The organism is Peribacillus sp. NPDC096540 (assembly GCF_050278525.1).
Classification (GTDB): Bacteria; Bacillota; Bacilli; order Bacillales; family DSM-1321; genus Peribacillus.
The window spans coordinates 1-21,280 of sequence record NZ_JBNNTG010000036.1; the positions used below are offsets into that span (position 1 = coordinate 1).

Annotated in this window: 27 protein-coding genes and 1 riboswitch; of the genes, 4 read left to right on the forward strand and 23 right to left on the reverse strand. The window is 38.5% G+C overall.

The genetic code is table 11. The features are described 5' to 3' along the window. Positions 1 to 490 precede the first annotated feature (490 nt). Positions 491 to 634: a YycC family protein gene (locus ACQKMR_RS23225; protein WP_082527609.1), complete on the forward strand. Its 144-nt coding sequence runs from the start codon at positions 491 to 493 to the stop codon at positions 632 to 634. A gap of 16 nt (positions 635 to 650) precedes the next feature. Here ACQKMR_RS23225 and ACQKMR_RS23230 read toward each other — a convergent pair whose 3' ends face one another. Together ACQKMR_RS23230 and ACQKMR_RS23235 are read right to left on the reverse strand one after the other, a co-directional pair. After that, a complete protein-coding gene (locus ACQKMR_RS23230) occupies positions 651 to 995 on the reverse strand; it encodes a PadR family transcriptional regulator (RefSeq protein WP_427699402.1) in 345 nt (114 codons plus the stop codon). 185 nt (positions 996 to 1,180) lie between these two features. Continuing rightward, positions 1,181 to 1,705 (reverse strand): NUDIX hydrolase, encoded by a 525-nt coding sequence (locus tag ACQKMR_RS23235; RefSeq protein WP_427699403.1) that lies wholly within the window; start codon positions 1,703 to 1,705, stop codon positions 1,181 to 1,183. A 66-nt stretch (positions 1,706 to 1,771) separates the two neighbouring features. On the opposite strand from ACQKMR_RS23235, the gene ACQKMR_RS23240 reads away from it, so the two are divergent. After that, positions 1,772 to 2,068: a HesB/YadR/YfhF family protein gene (locus ACQKMR_RS23240; RefSeq protein WP_427699404.1), complete on the forward strand. Its 297-nt coding sequence runs from the start codon at positions 1,772 to 1,774 to the stop codon at positions 2,066 to 2,068. Positions 2,069 to 2,111: 43 nt separating this feature from the next. On the opposite strand, the gene ACQKMR_RS23245 is transcribed toward ACQKMR_RS23240, so the two are convergent. From ACQKMR_RS23245 to acnA, 7 genes are all read right to left on the reverse strand, one after another. Then, entirely contained in the window at positions 2,112 to 2,405 is a 294-nt protein-coding gene (locus ACQKMR_RS23245) for a hypothetical protein (RefSeq protein ID WP_427699405.1), read from the reverse strand. A gap of 33 nt (positions 2,406 to 2,438) precedes the next feature. Further along, positions 2,439 to 2,861: an acyl-CoA thioesterase gene (locus ACQKMR_RS23250; protein ID WP_427699440.1), complete on the reverse strand. Its 423-nt coding sequence runs from the start codon at positions 2,859 to 2,861 to the stop codon at positions 2,439 to 2,441. A gap of 158 nt (positions 2,862 to 3,019) precedes the next feature. Then, on the reverse strand, positions 3,020 to 3,271 hold the full coding sequence (gene tlp, locus ACQKMR_RS23255) for a small acid-soluble spore protein Tlp (RefSeq protein WP_427699406.1): 252 nt from the start codon (positions 3,269 to 3,271) through the stop codon (positions 3,020 to 3,022). 70 nt (positions 3,272 to 3,341) lie between these two features. After that, entirely contained in the window at positions 3,342 to 3,485 is a 144-nt protein-coding gene (locus tag ACQKMR_RS23260) for an acid-soluble spore protein N (protein ID WP_053345878.1), read from the reverse strand. A gap of 164 nt (positions 3,486 to 3,649) precedes the next feature. Beyond that, entirely contained in the window at positions 3,650 to 3,778 is a 129-nt protein-coding gene (locus tag ACQKMR_RS23265; RefSeq protein ID WP_427699407.1) for an FbpB family small basic protein, read from the reverse strand. Positions 3,779 to 4,059: 281 nt separating this feature from the next. Then, positions 4,060 to 4,593, reverse strand: a complete 534-nt coding sequence (locus ACQKMR_RS23270; protein ID WP_427699408.1) for a TlpA disulfide reductase family protein — start codon at positions 4,591 to 4,593, stop codon at positions 4,060 to 4,062. Between the two features lie 221 nt (positions 4,594 to 4,814). Continuing rightward, complete coding sequence (gene acnA, locus ACQKMR_RS23275) at positions 4,815 to 7,526, reverse strand: aconitate hydratase AcnA (protein WP_427699409.1); 2,712 nt, start codon at positions 7,524 to 7,526, stop codon at positions 4,815 to 4,817. A 385-nt stretch (positions 7,527 to 7,911) separates the two neighbouring features. Between acnA and sspO the strand changes: the two genes are divergently transcribed. Further along, complete coding sequence (gene sspO / locus ACQKMR_RS23280) at positions 7,912 to 8,064, forward strand: small acid-soluble spore protein O (RefSeq protein ID WP_053345875.1); 153 nt, start codon at positions 7,912 to 7,914, stop codon at positions 8,062 to 8,064. Positions 8,065 to 8,191: 127 nt separating this feature from the next. On the opposite strand, the gene ACQKMR_RS23285 is transcribed toward sspO, so the two are convergent. Then, positions 8,192 to 8,455 carry a hypothetical protein gene (locus ACQKMR_RS23285; protein ID WP_116822025.1) on the reverse strand — a complete coding sequence of 88 codons (264 nt, stop codon included), beginning with the start codon at positions 8,453 to 8,455 and terminating at the stop codon, positions 8,192 to 8,194. Positions 8,456 to 8,568: 113 nt separating this feature from the next. Between ACQKMR_RS23285 and ACQKMR_RS23290 the strand changes: the two genes are divergently transcribed. Further along, on the forward strand, positions 8,569 to 8,712 hold the full coding sequence (locus ACQKMR_RS23290) for a small acid-soluble spore protein P (protein WP_083450736.1): 144 nt from the start codon (positions 8,569 to 8,571) through the stop codon (positions 8,710 to 8,712). Between the two features lie 193 nt (positions 8,713 to 8,905). Here ACQKMR_RS23290 and ACQKMR_RS23295 read toward each other — a convergent pair whose 3' ends face one another. The 13 genes from ACQKMR_RS23295 to ACQKMR_RS23355 form a co-directional block, all read right to left on the reverse strand. Continuing rightward, positions 8,906 to 9,925 (reverse strand): thiazole biosynthesis adenylyltransferase ThiF, encoded by a 1,020-nt coding sequence (locus tag ACQKMR_RS23295; protein WP_427699410.1) that lies wholly within the window; start codon positions 9,923 to 9,925, stop codon positions 8,906 to 8,908. Beyond that, complete coding sequence (locus tag ACQKMR_RS23300) at positions 9,922 to 10,689, reverse strand: thiazole synthase (RefSeq protein ID WP_427699411.1); 768 nt, start codon at positions 10,687 to 10,689, stop codon at positions 9,922 to 9,924. Before ACQKMR_RS23300 ends, ACQKMR_RS23295 begins: the two co-directional genes overlap by 4 nt. A 1-nt stretch (position 10,690) precedes the next feature. Continuing rightward, a complete protein-coding gene (thiS, locus tag ACQKMR_RS23305) occupies positions 10,691 to 10,894 on the reverse strand; it encodes a sulfur carrier protein ThiS (RefSeq protein WP_427699412.1) in 204 nt (67 codons plus the stop codon). Positions 10,895 to 10,908: 14 nt separating this feature from the next. Next, entirely contained in the window at positions 10,909 to 12,033 is a 1,125-nt protein-coding gene (gene thiO / locus ACQKMR_RS23310) for a glycine oxidase ThiO (RefSeq protein ID WP_427699413.1), read from the reverse strand. Between the two features lies 1 nt (position 12,034). Next, on the reverse strand, positions 12,035 to 12,646 hold the full coding sequence (tenI, locus tag ACQKMR_RS23315) for a thiazole tautomerase TenI (RefSeq protein WP_427699414.1): 612 nt from the start codon (positions 12,644 to 12,646) through the stop codon (positions 12,035 to 12,037). Positions 12,647 to 12,686: 40 nt separating this feature from the next. After that, positions 12,687 to 13,463 carry an energy-coupling factor transporter transmembrane component T family protein gene (locus tag ACQKMR_RS23320; RefSeq protein ID WP_427699415.1) on the reverse strand — a complete coding sequence of 259 codons (777 nt, stop codon included), beginning with the start codon at positions 13,461 to 13,463 and terminating at the stop codon, positions 12,687 to 12,689. Positions 13,464 to 13,479: 16 nt separating this feature from the next. After that, positions 13,480 to 14,949, reverse strand: coding sequence for an ABC transporter ATP-binding protein (locus ACQKMR_RS23325; protein WP_427699416.1), 1,470 nt, complete (start codon positions 14,947 to 14,949; stop codon positions 13,480 to 13,482). Positions 14,950 to 14,961: 12 nt separating this feature from the next. Then, entirely contained in the window at positions 14,962 to 15,546 is a 585-nt protein-coding gene (locus ACQKMR_RS23330; protein WP_427699417.1) for an ECF transporter S component, read from the reverse strand. Positions 15,547 to 15,560: 14 nt separating this feature from the next. Continuing rightward, on the reverse strand, positions 15,561 to 16,244 hold the full coding sequence (gene tenA / locus ACQKMR_RS23335) for a thiaminase II (RefSeq protein ID WP_427699418.1): 684 nt from the start codon (positions 16,242 to 16,244) through the stop codon (positions 15,561 to 15,563). Positions 16,245 to 16,398: 154 nt separating this feature from the next. Then, a riboswitch (TPP riboswitch) is annotated at positions 16,399 to 16,527 on the reverse strand. 463 nt (positions 16,528 to 16,990) lie between these two features. Then, the gene (locus tag ACQKMR_RS23340) at positions 16,991 to 18,349 is read right to left on the reverse strand and encodes an MFS transporter (RefSeq protein ID WP_427699419.1); all 1,359 of its coding nucleotides are present in this window, start codon (positions 18,347 to 18,349) and stop codon (positions 16,991 to 16,993) included. A 218-nt stretch (positions 18,350 to 18,567) separates the two neighbouring features. Next, entirely contained in the window at positions 18,568 to 19,341 is a 774-nt protein-coding gene (locus tag ACQKMR_RS23345) for a 2-keto-4-pentenoate hydratase (RefSeq protein ID WP_427699420.1), read from the reverse strand. Continuing rightward, positions 19,338 to 20,357 (reverse strand): 4-hydroxy-2-oxovalerate aldolase, encoded by a 1,020-nt coding sequence (gene dmpG / locus ACQKMR_RS23350; RefSeq protein WP_427699421.1) that lies wholly within the window; start codon positions 20,355 to 20,357, stop codon positions 19,338 to 19,340. Before dmpG ends, ACQKMR_RS23345 begins: the two co-directional genes overlap by 4 nt. Before the next feature lie 34 nt (positions 20,358 to 20,391). Then, the gene (locus ACQKMR_RS23355) at positions 20,392 to 21,273 is read right to left on the reverse strand and encodes an acetaldehyde dehydrogenase (acetylating) (protein ID WP_427699422.1); all 882 of its coding nucleotides are present in this window, start codon (positions 21,271 to 21,273) and stop codon (positions 20,392 to 20,394) included. Positions 21,274 to 21,280 lie beyond the last annotated feature (7 nt).

Consider the following 21,280-nt stretch of genomic DNA (forward strand, 5'->3'; position numbering starts at 1 on the left):
CGATGCAGGCGATGCTCACTTTCGCTGCCATGAATTTAAAGAAGATGGCCAATTGGACATGGCAAGGTCCAAAAATGGCCTAACATAGTGGGCTCTTAGAGACCCAATTACTTAATATTGAGCAAAATTCAAAGGAAATTTCAAAAGGGGTTCAAAATGTTTTAATTCCGAACCCCTTTTGTCTACAAACTGAAGCCCGTCTTTACGGGCTTATTTCTATTCTAGAATAACTGGCCATATGATTAAGAATCCTGGCATGTCCTAACACCTTTTCCGCAGAGTTTCCAATTTTCTGAATCATTATGTTTTCAACACACTTCATCGCCAAGATTAAATATGCTCAGCGTATTACGTTCACCTTTCAATCTCCCACATACTAGCGGAAGCAAAAGACCAATGGATTCATGCAAATTGTCCTCAAAAGGATTGTATAATTGAAGCACAGAGGCTACACTAGAACTAGCCAAAAATCGACTTTAGGAGAAGAGCCATGAAACCATTACAAATATCAACCGAAACCGCATTAAAGTTATCTGAGTCTCTGAATATGCCATTAGAGCAAATCATGCATATGCCCACGCCAATCTTGCTGAAAAAGCTGGCAGAGGCTGAAGCCAAAGAAAAAACAAAATAGCTGCAGACATCTGCAGCTATTTTTGTGTGCGCTCATAGATAGGTGAAACAACTTTACCGATTACATCTTGAAAGGCGTTCCACTCTTCCCATTGAACTTGAAATTGAGCAACCCCCAATTTCGTTGCATAATAGTATTTTCTTTTAGGCCCTTCTAAAGAATCTCGCCAATAACTTTTTAGATACTCTTTCTCTTCAAGCCTTTTTAAAGCGGGGTAAAGCATTCCTTCTTTATAATGCAAATAGCCATCACTTAACTGTTTAAGCTGTTCAATCATTTCATACCCATACATATCCTTTTGAGCTAATAGTGAAAGTAGCACCATCCCCGTACTCCCTTTTAGCAGCTCTGTTTTCCGCAAATCAGCAACCCCCTCATCACTATATCTTCACATTGTATAGTTTCATGAAGTAACCCTATTGTAACTATATAAAACTTACTTAAACTCACTATAATACCAATATTCCAAATATTCATCTACCAATTTGTGTTATATAGCTTAAGATATAATGAATACTTCATTTGAATTCAAAAAAAAAAAACCGCTCAAAGGCGGATTTTAGTTGGAGAAAAAATTTTTTCTATATTATTAGGCAATGGCTTCTTTTTAACGGAGAGTAAATGATTGTTTTTATATGTACAAGCAAATTCATATGGAGGGTCATCCAGTAAAATATCGCTTAGATAATATTTTATGTTGGGTACAACTTCATCTGCCTCCATAACCCATTGATATGGCTTCCAGGCAAGTTCCCCTTCATCGCAAGCTAGAAGTCCACCCCCGGTATCTTCGGCTCGGTATACATACATTCCACCCGTTTGATTCCATGTCACAATCCCACGAAAGGTCAGTCCCTTTACCTTCAATCCAGTTTCTTCAATAATTTCGCGTTCCATTGATTCATCGATTGTTTCACCTGGTTCAATTTTCCCGCCTACACCATTCCATTTATGTTTATTTGGCTCTTTTTTGCGAAAAAGCATTAAGACTTCATTTTTGTCAGACATTTTTCGAGTAATAAAACAAATATTGTATATAATCTCCATAGCGATTTCCTTTCTATAACGCACAATATTCGCATCTGCTATATAATTACTTTATACTTATATAGCGAACCTCTGGGAAGGAGAATTTGTATGAAACTAACAATTTCCGAACAAGCTGCTAAGTGGTATAGCGATGAGTTAGAGCTTCAGGAAGGCTCTCATTTGCGCTTTTATGTAAGATATGGAGGACACAGTTCCGTTCAAAGCGGCTTTTCATTAGGTATCATGCAAGAAGAACCTGAAGCTGTAGCAGCGGCATCTACATTGAATAATATTACTTTCTATGTGGAAGAAAAAGATATCTGGTACTTCGATGGTCACGATTTACTTATCACCTTTAATGAAAAACTAACTGAGCCTGAATTTCATTACGAAAAAAGTGCTTGATACATGCAGCAGCGGTGTAAACTGCTGTTGCAAATTTCCCTATTCAATTGACAAGTCTTTCGTTAATATCCTCTGCTTTAAGAATTTCCATTTGCCTGGCACCCAATAGATCAAAATGCGAATAGCCATCCTTACGGTGATGAATCCATTCTTTTTTCAGTCCGTATTTTTTGCCCCACTCTGCTAAACGTTCTAAATCCTTGCAACCTACTTTTGTCACAGTCTTACAACCAGGAAAGCGATCATCGAGCCAGTAATGAGTCAAAAATGCAATTTGTCCCTGATCAATTTGCTGCTTCCAGGCTACTAAGTCTACCCGTTTTATCCCAAACGCCATCCTTAATTCACCTCAATTATGTAATTACATTAGTTAATCTTGTTTTTTATTTTGCTCATAGGCCTCATGCCAATCAGGGAACATACGTTTAATAGATATAGGTCGGAAGTTATCTTTCTTAACGCAAACATGTGAAGACTGGCCGGTCGCCGACACTTCATTTTCCCCATTAATTATTTCATATCCATAAATGACACGTAAACCATCATATTTTTCAATCCAAGTCTTTACCTTTACCTTATCACCATAACGGACAGGCATTTTATATGAAGCCTGGATATCCATGACAGGTGAGAGGATACCAACCGCCTCCATATCAGCATAATAAAAACCTAAATCATTAATCAATTTCGTCCTGCCAAGTTCCATCCATACAAAATAATTAGCATGGTACACTACCCCCATTTGATCCGTCTCTGCATATCGAACCTCAATTTCATTTTCAGCAATCAACATCATAATTCCCCACTTTCATTTCTATTGCAATATACATTTTACCATAACTTCCGGCCAACTTTCATGTAAGGGAAATGGCCAATCTCCTAATCCACATCAAAAAACAAAAAATCATAAAAGAAAAGGAGAGAAAGAACCCTCCTTTCTCCCCTTTCTATTCATTCAAATTGATTATCGTCTTTATAACCTCTTTCACGAGCTTGTTGTTCATCTTCTACTTCTGACATCATGCCAGCAATACTATCTTTTCTTCGGTCGTTTTTGGCCCTTATCGCCTCTTTTTCTGCCGATGAAGAGAATGACAATGTTTCATTTGCAGCCTTTATGTTTTCTTCTGTATTCTGAATTGCATCTTGAAGTTTTTCAACATTATCCAATCGGTTGTCTGGATTGTGTTTAAATGAGCCCATTTTCTATCGCCTCGAATCATGTTATTTTTAGTTTACATAATATTATTACAAGAATTTAATTAAAAGTTGTTTATTCGCCTTTAGTTTGAATAACCTGAGGATGCTTGCCCGATTTGTCCTGCATTTGCTTTCCGTTATTTCCTCCTGCTGCTCTCGGTTGCATACCAAGATGGCTTGGTCTGAAGTGTTTAGAATCTTTTTTAGGATTACCCATTTTAATCGCCTCCTTACCTTATCATTGTTAAAAAAGCTGAAATTCATGAGTGCCAGTTTTTGAAAAAGCTCTATATTTTTTCAACTAAATCGAAAAAGAGCCAGCACTTTGAAGAAATCTTCAGTGTGCTGACTCTTTTTTTCGAAAGAAATCCATTGCAAATGTTATTCAGCCTTTTGCATATGTTTTTTCTCAAGTCTTTCCTCAAGTCTTTCCATTTGTTTATCGTCCATCAACAATTCCCTTTTATTTTCTTTAATCAATTCTTCAAAAGTCCGTTTTCTTTTTTTCATGCTTTTCACCTACTTATTCATAATATATTGTTCAGCATTACCCAATTAACGTAAAATTATGACTATATGGTGTGAATCCTTTTAATTGTCATAATTATCAGTTTTTTTATATTTATAAACACCCCTTTATATCACCCTCTATACTTTAACCCATTTTTCATAGGCAGTAACCCTATTTTTAATATTTTTTTGATTTTTCAATTAACTTTTGACAAATTTGTTACATATAAGCTAAATAAGTTCTAACTATAAAAAAAAATACGAAACCCCAAAGGATTCCGTCACTTGATGCTATTGATGTTTCGTTCCATATCTTTAAACTGCATCGCTGAAATAGCTTTATTCCTGATAATACCCTTACTGTCGATAAAGTACGTCGTCGGAATACTAAGAATTTTATAACGCTCACTTACCGGTTTTTTTGCACTCTGACTGTCTAAAGGAATAGTAAAAGTGATATCATTATCCTCAACAAATGCTTGTACATCATTTTCCGGATCAATGTTGACAGCTAGAATGACGACATCATCACCTGCCTGTTGCGAATATTTCTGCATATCTGGCATTTCCTTTTTACAAGGCGGGCACCAAGTAGCCCAGAAGTTCAGCATTACCTTTTTCCCTTTATAGTCCGATAAATTAACCTGGTTGCCATCGAGCGTCTTTAGAGAGAAATCTGGTGCCACTGCACCAATTTTCAGTCCGCCCAGGGAATCATTTTCAGAATTTTTATCCGGTTTATTATCCATCGCTTGCACGATTGCTATCGTAATCAGTGACAGTAAGACCACCGAGGCAATAATTTTTTTAAGCATACTCGTCCCCCTAGTCCCATTACAATATAATATTTGTTCAATTCCAGAAATAGAACAACTTACTTCCATTTCAACTAACCTCTTCCATCTTATCAATAAATGCATGTTCAGAAAAGTGCTATCCCTAAAATCATTTCTTATTATTCCAGTATTTCATAAATTTGACACAAAAAAAGCGGCAAACCTAAACATGTAGGTTTGCCGCTCCTCAAAAGCTTAAATTAGCCTTTTAATTTATTACGTAATACCATTTGAAGGATACCACCGTGACGGTAGTAATCAATTTCGATTTCAGAGTCGAAACGAACAAGTACATCAAATTCTTTTACGTTTCCAGCTTCATCAGTAGCTGTAACTGTTACGATATCACGTGGTTTAACTGTTTCGTCGATTTTAACAGCAATCGCTTCTTTACCAGTTAATCCTAGTGTTTCAGCGTTTTCGCCTTCTTTGAATTGAAGAGGAAGAACACCCATTAACGCAAGATTAGAACGGTGAATACGTTCGAAGCTTTCAGCGATAACTGTTTTAATGCCAAGAAGGTTAGTACCTTTTGCAGCCCAGTCACGAGAGCTTCCCATACCGTAGTCTTTACCAGCAATGACAGCAAGACCTGTTCCATCAGCTTTGTATTTCATACAAGCATCATAGATAGCCATTACATCGCCTGTTGGCCAGTAAGTAGTGTAACCACCTTCTGTACCTGGAGCAACTTGGTTACGGATACGAATGTTTGCAAATGTTCCACGCATCATTGCTTCATGGTTACCACGACGAGAACCGTAAGAGTTAAAGTCACGTGGTTTCACACCATTTTCACGAAGGTAGATACCAGCTGGTGTATCTTTACCGATTGCACCTGCAGGAGAAATGTGGTCAGTTGTTACTGAGTCACCAAATTTACCTACTACGCGCAAGCCAGAAAGTGGGTTAACTGAACCTGGTTCTGGTGATAATCCTTCAAAGAATGGAGGATTTTGAATGTATGTTGATTTAGAATCGAAAGCGTAAATTGCTTCGTTGCTTGTTTGGATTTCATTCCAACGTTTGTTATCGTTAAATACTGTTTCGTATTCTTTACGGAATAATTCAGGTGTAACTGTTGCTTTAACAGCAGCGTTAACTTCTTCTTGTGATGGCCAGATATCAGCAAGATACACATCGTTACCGTCTTTATCTTTACCAAGTGAATCATTGTTAAGATCGAAGTCCACAGTACCAGCAAGTGCATATGCCACAACCAAAGTTGGAGAAGCAAGATAGTTTGCTTTTACTAGTGGGTGAATACGACCTTCAAAGTTACGGTTACCAGAAAGTACTGAAGTTACTAGAAGATCTGCTTCAGCAACTGCTGATTCGATTTCGTCCGCTAATGGACCTGAGTTACCGATACATGTTGTACAGCCGTAACCAACTACGTTGAATCCTAATTGATCAAGGTATGGTTGAAGACCTGCATCACGAAGGTAACCAGTAACAACTTTAGAACCTGGTGCTAATGATGTTTTTACATAATCCGGAACAGTCAAGCCTTTTTCAACTGCTTTTTTAGCAATAAGACCTGCTCCAAGCATTACGTATGGGTTAGAAGTGTTCGTACAGCTTGTGATTGCAGCAATTGCAATCGCACCTGTTTTCATTACCGTTTCTTTACCATCGGCAAATTTAACAGTTACTTCTTTATCCAATTCAGAATTATCCATGCCGAAACCTTGGTTACCCATAGGTGCATTGATAGCATCATGGAAAGATTGTTTCATCTGAGAAAGTGGAATCAAATCTTGTGGGCGTTTAGGGCCTGAAAGATTTGGTTCAATTGCTGAAAGATCGATTTCCACAACATCATTGTAAGCTGGATCTTCGTTTTCAGGAGAGTAGAACAATCCATTTTCCTTGCAGTAAGATTCAACAACTTTAATTTGTTTTTCATCACGGCCTGTTAAGCGCATGTAATCGATGGCTTCTGCATCAACTGGGAAGAAACCAACTGTAGCACCGTATTCAGGAGCCATGTTAGCAATTGTTGCACGGTCAGCAAGTGGAAGATATCCTACTCCAGGGCCGTAGAACTCAACAAATTTACCAACTACGCCGTGTGCACGAAGAACTTGAGTTACTTTCAATGCAAGGTCAGTAGCTGTTGTTCCTTTAGGAAGTTGACCAGTTAGTTTCACACCAACTACTTTTGGTACTGGGAAGTATGAAGGCTGTCCAAGCATACCTGCTTCTGCTTCGATACCGCCGACGCCCCAACCAAGAACACCAATACCGTTGATCATTGTAGTATGTGAATCTGTACCGAATACAGAGTCAGGGAATACTTCAAAGTCGCCGTTTGGAGTTTCAACCGCATGTACTACATTCGCAAGGTACTCAAGGTTAACTTGGTGAACGATACCAGTTGCTGGTGGAACCGCACGGTAGTTGTTGAATGATTTTTGAGCCCAGCTTAGGAACTGGTAACGCTCTGCATTACGTTCGAATTCAAGATCCATATTGGCATCAAGAGAATCAATTGAACCTGCTTTATCAACTTGTACAGAGTGATCAATTACAAGGTCAACTGGAATTTCTGGGTTGATTTTATCAGGATCTCCACCAAGTGCAGCGAATGCATTACGTAGAGAAGCTAAATCTACAACAACTGGAACACCAGTGAAATCTTGTAGGATAACACGTGAAGGCTTAAAAGGAACATCTATATCTTGTTGCTCGCTTGTTCCCCATTTAGCAAGGTTCGCAACGTGTTCTTTTGTGATTACTCTTCCGTCTACTTGGCGAAGTACTGCTTCAAGTAGGACTTTAATGGAATATGGAAGGCGTGATACTTGGCCGTCCCCTGCTTTTTCAATAGCGTCTAGGCTGTAGTAGTTGTAGCGTTCCCCTTCAATTTCAAAGGATTTACGCGCTTGGTATACGTCATTTTTCGTCATGAATATTACCCCCTATTAAACTGTCAGAACTTATTCTGCACATAAAAGTAAAACCTGGTTCACTGAAACCATGTCTACTATAAATATAAGTAAAAAAGTTAGTTTGTCGAATTTTCTCTCTCTTCTCCCACCCTAACTCTTCCTTCGACTTAATACTAATATAGAATTGAGTATAAGTAAATAACAAGAAAGTTATTGTTTTTGATAAGTTTGACTTATAGAAAAATCTTCCCCATTTATTAAAGTGCTTTTAGGAAGCCTAACTTTCATGCTGTTTTTCTAAAATGCTCCAATTATTCACCTGAGAAATTATTCCAATAAAACATATTAGTAATGCATACATAATCATTCGTCATTATCACACTCTATGAGTGGAGGTGTCGAAATGGCAAAACAAAAGGCTAATCATGTAATACCCGGAATGAACGCTGCAAAAGCACAGGGTAATGGAGCAGGTTACCATGATGAATTAGGAAATGAACCACCGTTAACCGAGGTCCAAAGGCAAAATAATAAAAAACGAAAGAAAAACCAATGATTTCCTTATTCTAGTACTAAAGAGTAAAGGCTTTTTGAAAATGCAGATGACCTGCATCCTTCAAAAAGCCTATTCTATTCTAAAAACACGGAAAAAGCGTTTCTACTAATGCCTTCAGGTATAGAAATCAATAGTCATCTGAATTGACTTCATTTACAATTGCCTGAATATCCTGTTCAAATTGTTTTAATTGTTCTCGCTGATGCTCAGAAGCGGTGACTAAAGCTGATTGTATTTGCTGAAAGGCCTCATTCACTTCCTGCTTCACATGTTTTAATTCTGTTCCGTAATTCGGTGCCGTTTTTTCAATGGCTGAGTACATATCAGTTACTTGTTGATGGCTTTGCTGAGCTTCTTGAAAAGTCCTCCGCTTATCTTGTTTATCCTGCATTAGGTTCATCTCCTTAATTAGTATCCATCCATAGCATGTACGAGGTATACAAATATATGTATGTGAATAATTTTTCACCGATTGATTATCTTAAGGAGTAGGAGGGATCGCACATGAACAAAAATGATGGTAAAGATATTCGCAAAAATGCACCTAAAGGGAATAATCCAGGTCAACCTGCACCGTTAAGCGGTTCTCATAAGGTGAAAAATAGACAGCACTCCCGTCAGAAGCATAATAGCAGCCATGATATGTAAGCTGCTTATATAATTTTTTTCATAACAAAGCGGTGCCGCCTAAAAGGCAGACACCGCTTTCATTTTATTGTTTACGCAGCGAACAAAGTTAGATACCTTCCTATTATAATGCCGAAATTATTTGGCCCCTCTTTCTCGGAGATAAAATACTTGACCGTGGATATTAAGTCAGAGCCGGTTTTATTAAAGTTATTCATCCAAAATAACGATGATATAAAGTTTTGGCTTCTGCAATCTCTTTTGTACCATGAACCAGGGCCCGGCCATCTTTAAAAACAACTAATCGATGGGGCCCGATTGTGAATGAAAGTAAATATGGATTTCGAACGATCTTACCACCTTGAGCAAGCAGATTTTTTTCAAGTTGCAATAAATCTCTTTCAAACTTCATTGCTGGGCGAATCTGGACAGACTCCCTCCCGCATAAAACCGCTGTTTTTGTTTGATTTAGATAAGAAAGGTGTGGGTAGGTTCGCTTTGACCCACATGACAAACAGCTGTCTTTTTTTAATTTCGTTACATTTATGGATGTATGCTCATTTTTCCAAAGGTCAAATGAAACGATTTTATTTCTAAGGGAATCATAATCTTCCACAAGAATTTTTAATGCTTCAGTCAGTTGATAAGCAACAACCGTTTGAACGGCGGGACTAATAATTCCAGCCGTATCACAGGTTAATCCACCAATTGGAACCGTTTCCAGCAAACAACTCAAACATGGAGTTACCTCTGGGACAATCGTGTAACTTATTCCATAACTCCCCACACACGCTCCGTAAATCCATGGAATTTTGAATTTTTGTGATATATCATTAATCAGCATCCTTGTATCAAAATTATCGGTGGCATCCAATATTAAATCCACACCGTCAACGAGCCGCTCCAGTTCCTCCGCTGACACATCCAACACATGTGATTTTACGCTTACCTCTGAATTTAGCGCTTTCAATCGATGCTCCGCCGCCACTGCTTTTGGTAATCTTTTTTTAGCATCTTCCTCACAATATAGTTGCTGTCTTTGAAGATTACTCCATTCCACATAATCTCTATCAACAATTGTCAGTTTTCCAATTCCTGCTCGCACAAGGCCTTCAGCACTTCCCGTACCGAGAGCCCCTGCTCCAATTACCAACACGTGTTTCTTGGAAATTTTCAGTTGCCCTTCGACTCCAATGGGTGCAAAGAGTTCTTGTCGTGAATAACGTTCATTCATCCAATGCTCATTCCTTCAACTGGACTGCTTGCTATGGCGTACTCATTTTTTTCAATTCTCCCTGCTTCATATCCTAAGCGCCCTGATTCAATAGCAAGCCCCATTGCTTTCGCCATTTTGATTGGATCTTTGGCACCCGATACAGCTGTATTAAGCAATACACCATCTGCCCCTAATTCCATAGCAATCGTCGCATCCGATGGTGTTCCAATTCCAGCATCAACAATTACCGGAACATTGGACTGTTCAATGATAAATCGTAAGTTTAGTCGGTTTATAATACCTTGGCCTGATCCAATTGGAGAAGCCCCAGGCATAATCGCATGACATCCTACTTCTTCTAAACGTTTAGCAAGTAACACATCATCAGACGTATATGGTAACACTATAAAACCTAGTTTTACTAATTCCTCTGCTGCCTTTAGTGTTTCAATCGGATCAGGCAATAGTGTTTTTTGACAACCAATCACTTCTACCTTTATCATGTCACAAAGCCCAGACGCCTTCGCAAGCTGGGCTATTCGCACAGCTTCTTTGGCCGTTTTAGCTCCTGCTGTATTGGGAAGAAGCGTATATCTTTTCAAATCAAGCTTTTCTAAAAAATTGGGTTGGCCGGCTTCAAAAATATTCATTCGCCGAACTGCAAATGTTAATATTTCCGCCTCTGAAATCTCCACTGCTTGCTTCTGAATATCGTAACTTGAATATTTTCCAGTACCTAATAATAATCTTGAAGAAAATTCATATGAACCAATTTTTAACATATCATCCGCCTCCTACAAAATGTACAATCTCAACTTTGTCTCCATTTGACAAACGCGTTTCATTCTGATTTTCTTTTTCTAAAATTTCATCATTTAATTCCACAATCGCAACTTTCTGATGTAAGCTAAAATGCTGCAATAGCTCCGCAACAGTTGACTGATTAGCAGGAATTTGTATTTTTTCTCCATTAATAATTAATTCCAATTCATTCACCTCTATTATGAAAAAATTGTATTTATCGAACGATCCACTCGAAAAGCAGACCATTCAGGATTTGACTTTCTTTCAACTATATCTGCGATAAGTACACCCGTAATTGGAGATAATAAAATTCCATTCCTATAGTGACCCGTTGCAATAAAAAGTCCATTGTATGCTGGATGTTCACCAAAGTAGGGTAGTCCATCTGCTGTTTGAGGACGTATTCCAGCCCATGTTTTTTCCCACTCCGTTTCTTTAAGTGCTGGAAGCAGATGTGTTGCCTTTTCTATTAATGTTGAAATTCCTTCGATACTTACCTTTTGGTCAAAAGTGTGAGCTTTAACCGTTGCACCAACAATGATTCTCCCGCCAACTTTAGGTACAAGATAGCAGCCATGTGAAAAAATCGTTTTTTCAAGCAATGGACGATTAGTCAAAACAGAAAAGCACTCGCCTTTTACGGGATATGTATCAAGCTTTACCCCGGCCTTTTCTAGAAGAAAATTGCTCCATGCTCCACTTGCTACTATTACATTTTCACTAAAAAATTCTCCTATATTAGTGACCACACCTCTTACACACGCGTTTTCAAAAATCAAATCAGAAACATGTACATATTCCTTTATATCAGCGCCTAGAGCAGCAGCAGATTTAGTAAAAGCGAGCGACAACCTAGAAGCTGAAACTTGTCCATCCTTTGGAATATACATGGCTCCTCTAATCTCATCAGAAAGAAGCGGCTCCTTCTTCCTTATTTCTGATGTTGAAAACCATTCCGCCTCAAGCCCGGCTTTTTGCTGAATTTTGATCATATTCTTCAATTCTGATTCTTGTTCACTCGTAAGTGCTACCTTAAACATTCCTTTGTTAACTAATTCAATATCAATCCCGCTTATGTCTTTTAATTCTTCCGACAGCTCGGGAAACATCCCCCTGCTTTGTCTTGCTAATGTAAAAAGCGGGTTATTAGATTCTAATTCGGATTGCGCCCCTAACATCCCGGCAGCTGCACTAGATGCTTTACTAGCCAGTCTATCTTTCTCTAATAAAAGGACTTTTTTACCTCTTTTGGCTAATTGATAAGCAATAGACCCTCCAATTACACCACCACCTACAATTATCGCATCATATATGGAATTCATCTTATATCTCCTTTCCTAAAGACCTTGCATACTCTTTTACAGATTGAATTGGATTTTCCGCTTCTAGGACGCCTGACATTACCGCGATTCCTTGTGCGCCTGCATTTAGTACAAGTTGACTATTAGAAGGTGTTATTCCACCTATTGCAATAATAGGTAGGTTGATATTCATCGTGATTTTTTGAAGCTCCTCCACTCCCTTAGGAGCGAGACCTCGTTTTGAGTTTGTTTCAAAGATATGGCCATAAATTGCGTAATTGGCTCCATTATGGAAAGCAGCCGATGCTTCATCAAAGGAATGAATAGAGCTGCCAACCCTGATTCCTGGAAATGCTTGCTTTACGACTCTGACATCTAAACTATGAAAAGCCAATTGCACACCAAAAACCTTCATTGCCCAAGCTACATCCACTCGGTCATTAATTATGATTTTAGACAACGGAATCTTTTTTTCATGTAATAAGGTCACAGCTTCATAGAGTTGTGACGCACTCATCTGCTTTTCTCTAAGATAAAAGAAATCAACATAATCTTGAATGTTTGAAGCGATCTCAACAAACTTTTCAATTGGCTGTTTCCCAGTAGAAATAATATGCAATTCTTGTGCATTCATACTAAGAACTCCTTAACGAAGATAATCAATTCTTCTTTAATCAAATTGATAAATACGGGAATTGAACCGAGAGATAAAACCCTGCCAACAGCAGGATGACAAAATACAGAATGAACCCATGGTCTTTTTTAGAAAACCCAAATTCATAATAGTATGTTCGATTCCTAGTATCTGAGAATCGTTTGGCCTCCATCGCAACAGCAATCCGGTGAGCCCGTCTAATACTTCCGGATAACAACGGAATGGAATAGGCTTTCATTTTAAAATATACGGATCTTATTCCTTTTTTCCTTTCGACGCCACGTACTCTCATCGCGTTTCGTATCGTTTGAAATTCCTCCAACATGATGGGAATAAGCCTTAACGCCGCCATGAAACTATAAGCATATTTAGGTTTAAGCTTAACTTGCTGCATTAAGGAATAAAACAGGTTTACCGGTCTCGTCGTTAACGAAAAAGTTAATCCAAGTACCGCAAATAGCAATGCACGAAAGCCAACTAGTAATCCCCTCATAAAACTTTCTTCTGTAATCGATATGAGTCCCCACTTAAACCAAAGTGTCTCACCTTGTCCGAATAATATCATTGCAGAAGAAGTAGATAAAAAAATGAAACAAAAAGGAATTGACAGGAGTAAAATTCGTTTTATCGGATGACCGGAAAAACACAAAAATAAGAGTAAAACACCCATGGTAACGTTAATCATATAATTTAGGTCTTTAATAAATAACGCCACCATACATAACACAATTAATACAAAAAGCTTAAGGCTTGGATTAATCTTATGGAGCCATGTTTCTGCACTCGAAACATTCACTTACATGACACCCCTTCTATAGTGATAAAACTTCGGTCTCTAAAAACGCTGGTTGCTTCATAATCTTTTCATCACTAATTACTTTCCCATCCTTAACCGTCCAGATCCTGGTTGCAAAGTTTTTTGATATATGCTCATCATGGGTTACCATGATCACTGTAATACCCCGCTTTCGATATTCCTCGAACCATTCCAGTAAGGCAAAGGTATTTTTCGAATCTTGACCAAAAGTAGGCTCATCCAAAAGAATGATCTTTTTTTCTTTCACGATTGAAGCCGCTACACTTAATCGCCGCTTTTGACCCATTGATAATTGAAACGGATGTTTATCGCGATGGGCCTTTAGTTGGAACACTTCAAGCAGTGCCTGGACTCTCTCTTCTATTTCTAGAGGAGGCTTTTTGTCAATTCTTAATGAATAAGCGATTTCTTCATATACAGAATTAGCAACGAATTGAAACTCAGGATTTTGAAAGACAAACGTCATATAATCCGTTAGATTTTTCACCTTTTTAATCGGGGTTCCCATCAATTCATAATAACCATTCGTTTTAATGAACTGCATCAGTGTATGCAAAAGCGTACTCTTGCCCGCTCCATTTTCTCCCCTAATGACAATCCATTCCCCTGAGTGGATCTTCAGCTCCTCAACCAGAATTTTTTCTTCCTTTTTACGGAAACCTCTTAAACCTCGCACATGCATAATGGGACCGCCATTATTAAATTCCGTTTGTTCACGAATGGGTTTATTGTCATGAATATACTCATCCCAAACTCCTGGGAACCAGATTCCATGTTCTTTCATTTCGTTTTTGTATAATGAAAGAATGTTGTCTTTTGGACCATCAGCAATGATTTGACCGTTATCGTTAAAAAGGACAATTCGTTCGATAAATTCTAAAACATGGTCTATTTTATGTTCCACGATAATAACGGTCTTGTCTTTGCCAATTTCCTTTAACACATCCCAAATATCTTTTGTTCCAACCGGATCAAGCATAGCGGTTGGTTCATCTAAAAATATCACTTCTGGTTCAAGTGCCAATACTGACGCAATCGCTAAGCGCTGTTTCATCCCGCCTGATAATGTATCAATACTTGTATGGATATCATTTAAGTGTAATCCTACCTGCCGGATATGATTGTGAATCCGCTCGTTCATTTGCTGCTTAGGAACGGAAAGGTTTTCAAGGACGAAGGCAATTTCTTCATCCACAAATGGCATACAAAATTGACTATCAGGGTCTTGAAAAACATATCCCCATGAAGAAGGGCTCTCCAGTTCTTCCGCTTTCATCGGGACTTCAATGGAATGCGGGATTAGCCCACTTAATACTTGCAAAAGTGTGGATTTTCCACATCCGGATGGTCCCAACAATAGAACTTTTTCACCTTTACCAAACGAGACGGATAAGTCCTTGAATATCAAGGACTCATCACCGGGGAATTTCAATCTTAACTTATCAACATGAACGATTCGTTCCATGGTCATCAACCTCTACTTTTGGTCCAGTGCAGCATAATCTTTACTTGATACTGGACGAACAAGATTAGTTACTCCTGTTGCTTCAAGTACTTTTACTAGATAGTAAGCAAACACACCTGCAAAGAAAATGGACCCTATGAATCTAGCAATCATAAATAACAGTAAATTCCAAAGAGAGAGGGCACCAATTTCTCCGTACGCAAAATCCATGAGGACCGATCCCAGACAGGAAGCTATCGCCGCTAATACAGCTACTGACATATTAAACTTTTTATACCTGAACGCCATAAACACCAGTTCCGCAAATAATCCTTGTACAACTCCATACAAGAGTACCGTTAACCCCCACGGTGAACCTAAAAAGAATTCACCGGACGCTGCCGCGATTTCTGCCAACAGAGCCACACCCGGTTTCCTCATAACTAAAAAGGCAACGGGCCCTGCTATAAACCACATTCCATATATTAATTGATCTAGATGTAACCCTAATGGTTTAACGGAATAATATATCGAACCCCAAAGGATATAGACTATTCCAAATGCGACGGCAATCACAATCGTGACTAAAATATCCGTTAATTTCAACCCTTTTCTCATTGTTTCAATCTCCTTTATACCTCTAGTTCTTCCTTATGCACTGGCCAAGTTTCTAAGCGATAAGCCATTTCCCAAAAAGAGTATTCATATTGACTGCTAAGGATAAAATGCTCTTTCATTCTTTCTTTATCTTCTTCCGTTACTTTTTCAGCGATCTCATCAAGTCTCGCGATTTGTTCTTCTACCAACGTACGGAACCATTCTCCTCCGTATGCTGCAATCCACTCTTGATAAATTGGCTCATCAGGTATACACCCTTGCAGTTTTTCACCTATTTCATAGTACAACCAGTAACACGGTAAGATGGCCGCAATCACATCCCCTAAATGTCCAGAATACGCGGCACGATACATATGGGATGTATAGGCATACGCAGTAGGAGCAGGCTTAAAGTTTTTCCTTTCTTCTTCTGTAATACCTAATCTCTCAGAAAAATTTTCATGAAGCTTTAACTCAGCTTCATATGTTCCTTGTGCGTGGCTTGCAAGTCGACTAGTTGTATGTAAATCTGTTGCTTTGACTGCACCTAAAGCTTGAACTCTAGCAAAATGAGATAAATAATATGCATCTTGCATGACATAATAACGAAAACACTCTACTGGCAATGTGCCATCTCCAATTCCTCTAACAAACGGGTGATTGAAGCTTGCTTCCCAAATATGATCTACTTCTTTACGAATGACCTCTGAAAATTTCATTTTCTATACCTCCAAATTTTTTGTATTTTATTAAGCAATTAAACGGGATAAATAATGATTGGTAACCTATAATCACCTCTTTTGGGCAAATAAAAAACCACTTCCTTTACCGACGTAAAGAAAGTGGTTGTACTTGAAAAATACATAAACGTATTGTTTCATGACCCCACTTCCCTACGCTGGTGTAAACCAGATCAGGTTCTAAGGGTCTTAAAGTTATACTTTAATCTCAGCTTCTGCGGTAAAATTGACTTTCACCTATAAAGCACCCCTAGTGGTACAAATTGTATATTTAGTTCATTTGCCTTTATATTAACACGATAAATCTAATTGTCAAACTTATTAGATAAAGTTTTTAACCAAGGATGTTGATTATCTTTTGGATTAATAGCCTTTCAATCTTGTATGCCCATCTAATAATGATTTATTATCTCGTCCGTTTAATACCATTAAACCAATCAGTGATTGTTAAACCCATAACATCGCTCCTTAATTTTCTGAATATACAATTTTATTTATATTATACTAACTATAAATAACTTTCTAAGCAAATGCTTTGACCAAAGGGAGCTCATTTCGTAGTTTACTCGTGAGTTTTGCTGTTTTACTCGTGAATTCTTTCATTTTCTTATATATTTATGGTAAAACATAGCCTATATGTCAGGGAACAGTCATACAGACTGTTCCCTGACATATAGGCTATCTACTAACTATTATACGTTATTAACAAAGTACAATATTAAAATTTATACATTTGATGTTGCTTTTAATTTTATATCTTCTATCTGTATTTTGTCATAGCTACCATACTTTTCTCTTACAACCAACAATGCCAGTGCCGCCATTACGCTTGGAACTGTAAAGGCCATAAATGCATTTTGAGGTGAATACTTTGCAGCCAGCAATAAACCTATTAAAGTAGGAGCAACAATAGCACCGATTCTTCCAAAAGCTAAAGCCCAACCTATCCCGGTTGTTCTTATCTCCCGCGGATAATACTCTGAAATATACGTATTTGCCAAATTCATTGTACCAACTGTACAGGCACCCCCAAAAGCAATAAGGATATACAGAGCAACTACATTAGAGGTTAATCCTAAAATTACAAAGCAGATTGTACCTAAAGCGCAGAGAGAAACTAATACTCTCCTATGACCAATTTTTCCAACAAAGTATCCTCCTATTATTGAACCACCAATTTGTCCTATCCCTGATATAAGGTTAAAAGATAAGCTTGACGTAAGACCATATCCTGACTGCTGCATGATTTTTGGTAACCATGTATTCAGTCCGTATACCATGAGTAAACAATTAAAGGCAGCTACCCAAAACGCAAACGTACTAAGAGTACGCTTTTCTTTAAAGAGTTTCTTAACTGGAAAACCTTTTGCTCTTTCTTGAGCTTTGGCAAATTCATAATCGTCTGTTTCTTTATAGTTACCCTGAGGATTAATGCGATTCAAAATTCCAGCAAGCTTTTCCCCTTGATGTCGAATAATATAATAGGAAAGGGATTCAGGAAATTGCTTCATGAAAAAAGGTAATGCCAGTAGTGGAAGGGCTCCGATCCAATACAAAACCCTCCAACTCATTTGCTCCATCACATACATTCCAATTAAAGAAGCGAGAATGCTTCCAATAGAATAGCCACAGTACATAGTTGTTACAATAAGTACCTTGTTCTTTTTGGGTGAATATTCTGCCATTAAAGAGATTACGTTTGGCATTAATCCTCCCATTCCCAAAGCTGCTATAAAACGCACAATTGAGAAAAAAGTAGGGTTTGGAGCAAAACTTGATATTAAGGTAAAAACACTGAATATACATATACAAATAGCTAGCACCTTTTTTCTGCCTATTTTATCGGCTAGGGGTGCAAAGATGAGGGCTCCCACCATCATTCCGAACAAAGAATAACTTGCTATTGCTCCAGCTTCAATTGGCGTTAAGTTCCATTCTTCCATCATCAAAGGTAAACCTACTCCGTACATAGCTATATCAAATCCATCGAAGGTAATTGCGAACAAACACCACAAAAAGACTATTAAGTGAAAACGGCCAAATTTACTTTTACCGACTACTTCTGAAGCATTAACTTTACGCAATTAAATCCCTCCATACAATTCGATATTAAAGTTTTGATTGGCTTAATTAAAATATCTTCTTAACGCACATTTAATCTACCAAAGCGTAAAATCACTTATTTGAATGTAGAAATCATCATACTATCTTTCCCTCGCATTAGTAACTCTTCAAATCATAACTTCTTCGTACAAATTCTCGTCCTTACAAATTGCATTTATAACGCTTCCTATGCTTTATATTAAGATGTAACATGTAATGAAAGTTTTCCTAAATCACCGTAATCTGCTACTATTTCATCGTCTGCCTGTACGGAAACCGCATCTGTTATCCCACCTACTAAAACAATCATTCCTGATTGGATAGAAAGTCCTTCCCGATCAATCATCTTAACAAGTTCCACAATCGAATGAATCGGATGATCCAGTACGGCTTCTCCCCGACCCTTCTTTCGTATTTCACCATTTTGATAGAGCTTAACCTCAGTTTGAGCCCAGTCCGTATGATAGGGTGAATAGGCCTGGTTGCTAAGCAGAATCTTGGCTGAGGATGCATTATCCGCTACCACATCGGTCAGTGTAAAAGAAAAGTTTTTATATCGGCTGTCGATAACTTCCAAAGCAAGAAACACACATTCAACAGCCCGCCAGACATCTTTAGCTGTTATATTTGTACCTTTCAGTTCCTCTTTGAACAAAAAAGCAAATTCGGGTTCAACTCTCGGATGAATTAATTCCCCCACTTTTAAAAATGGTTTTTGTAATTCCATAGAAGATGTCAGCCTGCCATATATTGCTTCTTTTACCCCTACTTGCTGTTGTTTAGCTTTACTTGTCAATCCCATCTTCCAACCGATAAATTTGTTTTTATCGGTGATTGTCTCATTAATGCTCAATTTCTGAATTTCATACGCTTGATTTACTGTTAGTTCCGGGTTGCTTAATGTAATTTTATCCATTTCAAGGCCTCTTTTTTGCGAATCAGCTACCTGTTTGGCTAGTTGTACTAGTTTCATTTTATAGTCCCTTCTTTCTGTAGTGCCATTTGTTCAGCTACTTCAATGATTGTATCTTCCTGCCCACCAACCACTTTTTGTCGTCCAAGCTCAATTAAGATATCCCGGGCGTCAACTCCATACTTTTTCGCTGCTTTATTTGCATGCAATAAAAAGCTAGAGTAAACACCTCCATAGCCCATGATTAAACTCGAATCAGTGATTTCCTGCGGCTTCGGTATAATCGTATTTCCGACTTCCTCTGCAAGATCAAGCATTTTGTACATATCAATATCCGTCCGGACGCCGAGCCGATCAAGTACGGCAACAAGCACTTCCGTCTGTGTATTTCCAGCTCCGGCACCGAGACAGCGAATGCTGCCGTCGATTCTATTCGCTCCTTCTTCAATCGCCACAAGTGAATTTGCTACAGCGAGAGATAAATTATTGTGGGCATGAAAACCGATATCGATCTTCAGTTTTGATTTTAACAATCGGATCCGTGTCCTCACTTCCTGAGGCAAAAAAGCGCCTGCAGAATCAACAACATAAACTGCTTCTGCTCCGTAGGATTCCATTAAAATAGCTTGTTCAAGGAGTTTTTCTGCAGATGCCATGTGAGACATCATTAAAAATCCAATTGCCTCCATCCCGAGATGTTTCGCAGATTCTAAATGTTGTTTTGAGACATCTGCTTCTGTAACATGCGTTGCAATCCGCGCCATTTTCGCTCCAACATGAGCCGCTTCTTTTAATTGATCAACTGTCCCTATACCTGGGATTAATAGCACTGAAATTGCGGATTCGCCTGCCATTTCAACAGCTGCTTCTACTAATTCAATATCATTCACTTTTGAAAAACCATATTGCAAGGATGATCCGCCTAGGCCATCTCCATGCGACACTTCAATATAAGGTACACGTGCGTCACTCAGTTTTTTAGTTAAGTTCTTTACCTGATCGATTGTAAACTGATGTGCTACGACATGACTTCCATCCCGCAATGCCACTTCTGTCACTAAAACATCTCTATGCAAAAGAACCCCACCTTTACAGCTTCATTTTTCTTTTTTAAACATAACTTTTGAATTGGCTTTTAGCGATTTCTTCCCCAACTTTTACTGCTGAAGCCGTCATAATGTCCAAATTCCCTGCATAAACGGGAAGATAATCTCCTAACCCTCTTACTTCTAATAGTACCGTTATTTGTCTCCCATCAATAATCGGTTCGGTCTTTAGACGGTATCCTGGAACATATTCAGAAACTTTTTCAACCTCCGCAAGGATAGATGCTGAAATCACTTTCTTATCATTGGGAATTTCTTGAAGAAGACAGTGAATGGTATCCCGCATAATGAGAGGTGGTTCAGCCGGATTTAACAGAATAATAGCTTTTCCTTTTTTAGCTCCACCAACCTGCTCAAGTCCCCTTGCCGTCGTCTGGGTAAATTCATCAATATTAGCACGAGTCCCGGGACCTGCGCTTCTACTAGAAATTGTCGCTATAATTTCTGCATACTCCACTTGGGCCACTTGACTGATCGCATGAACGATTGGAATCGTCGCCTGACCGCCGCAGGTAATCATGTTAACAACCGCTTCATTCAGATTTTCCTGTAAATTCACAGATGGGACAATAAAGGGTCCGATCGCGGCCGGTGTCAAGTCTATCAACTTTTTGTTAATTTTTTTCAAAGCTTCGTAGTGAATCACATGAGCCTTCGCGGAGGTGGCATCAAACAATATGTCTGCCAAATCCGGCTTATCCAAATATCCATCTATGCCATTTGCAATGACATGATGCCCGTGCGACCTAGCCCTCTTCAAACCTTCTGATTCCACATCGATGCCAATCATTACCGACATCTCGAGCACATCCGATCGATGAATTTTCATCATTAAGTCAGTCCCGATATTTCCTGAACCAATAATGCCCACTTTTAATTTTTTCAAGTCCGCT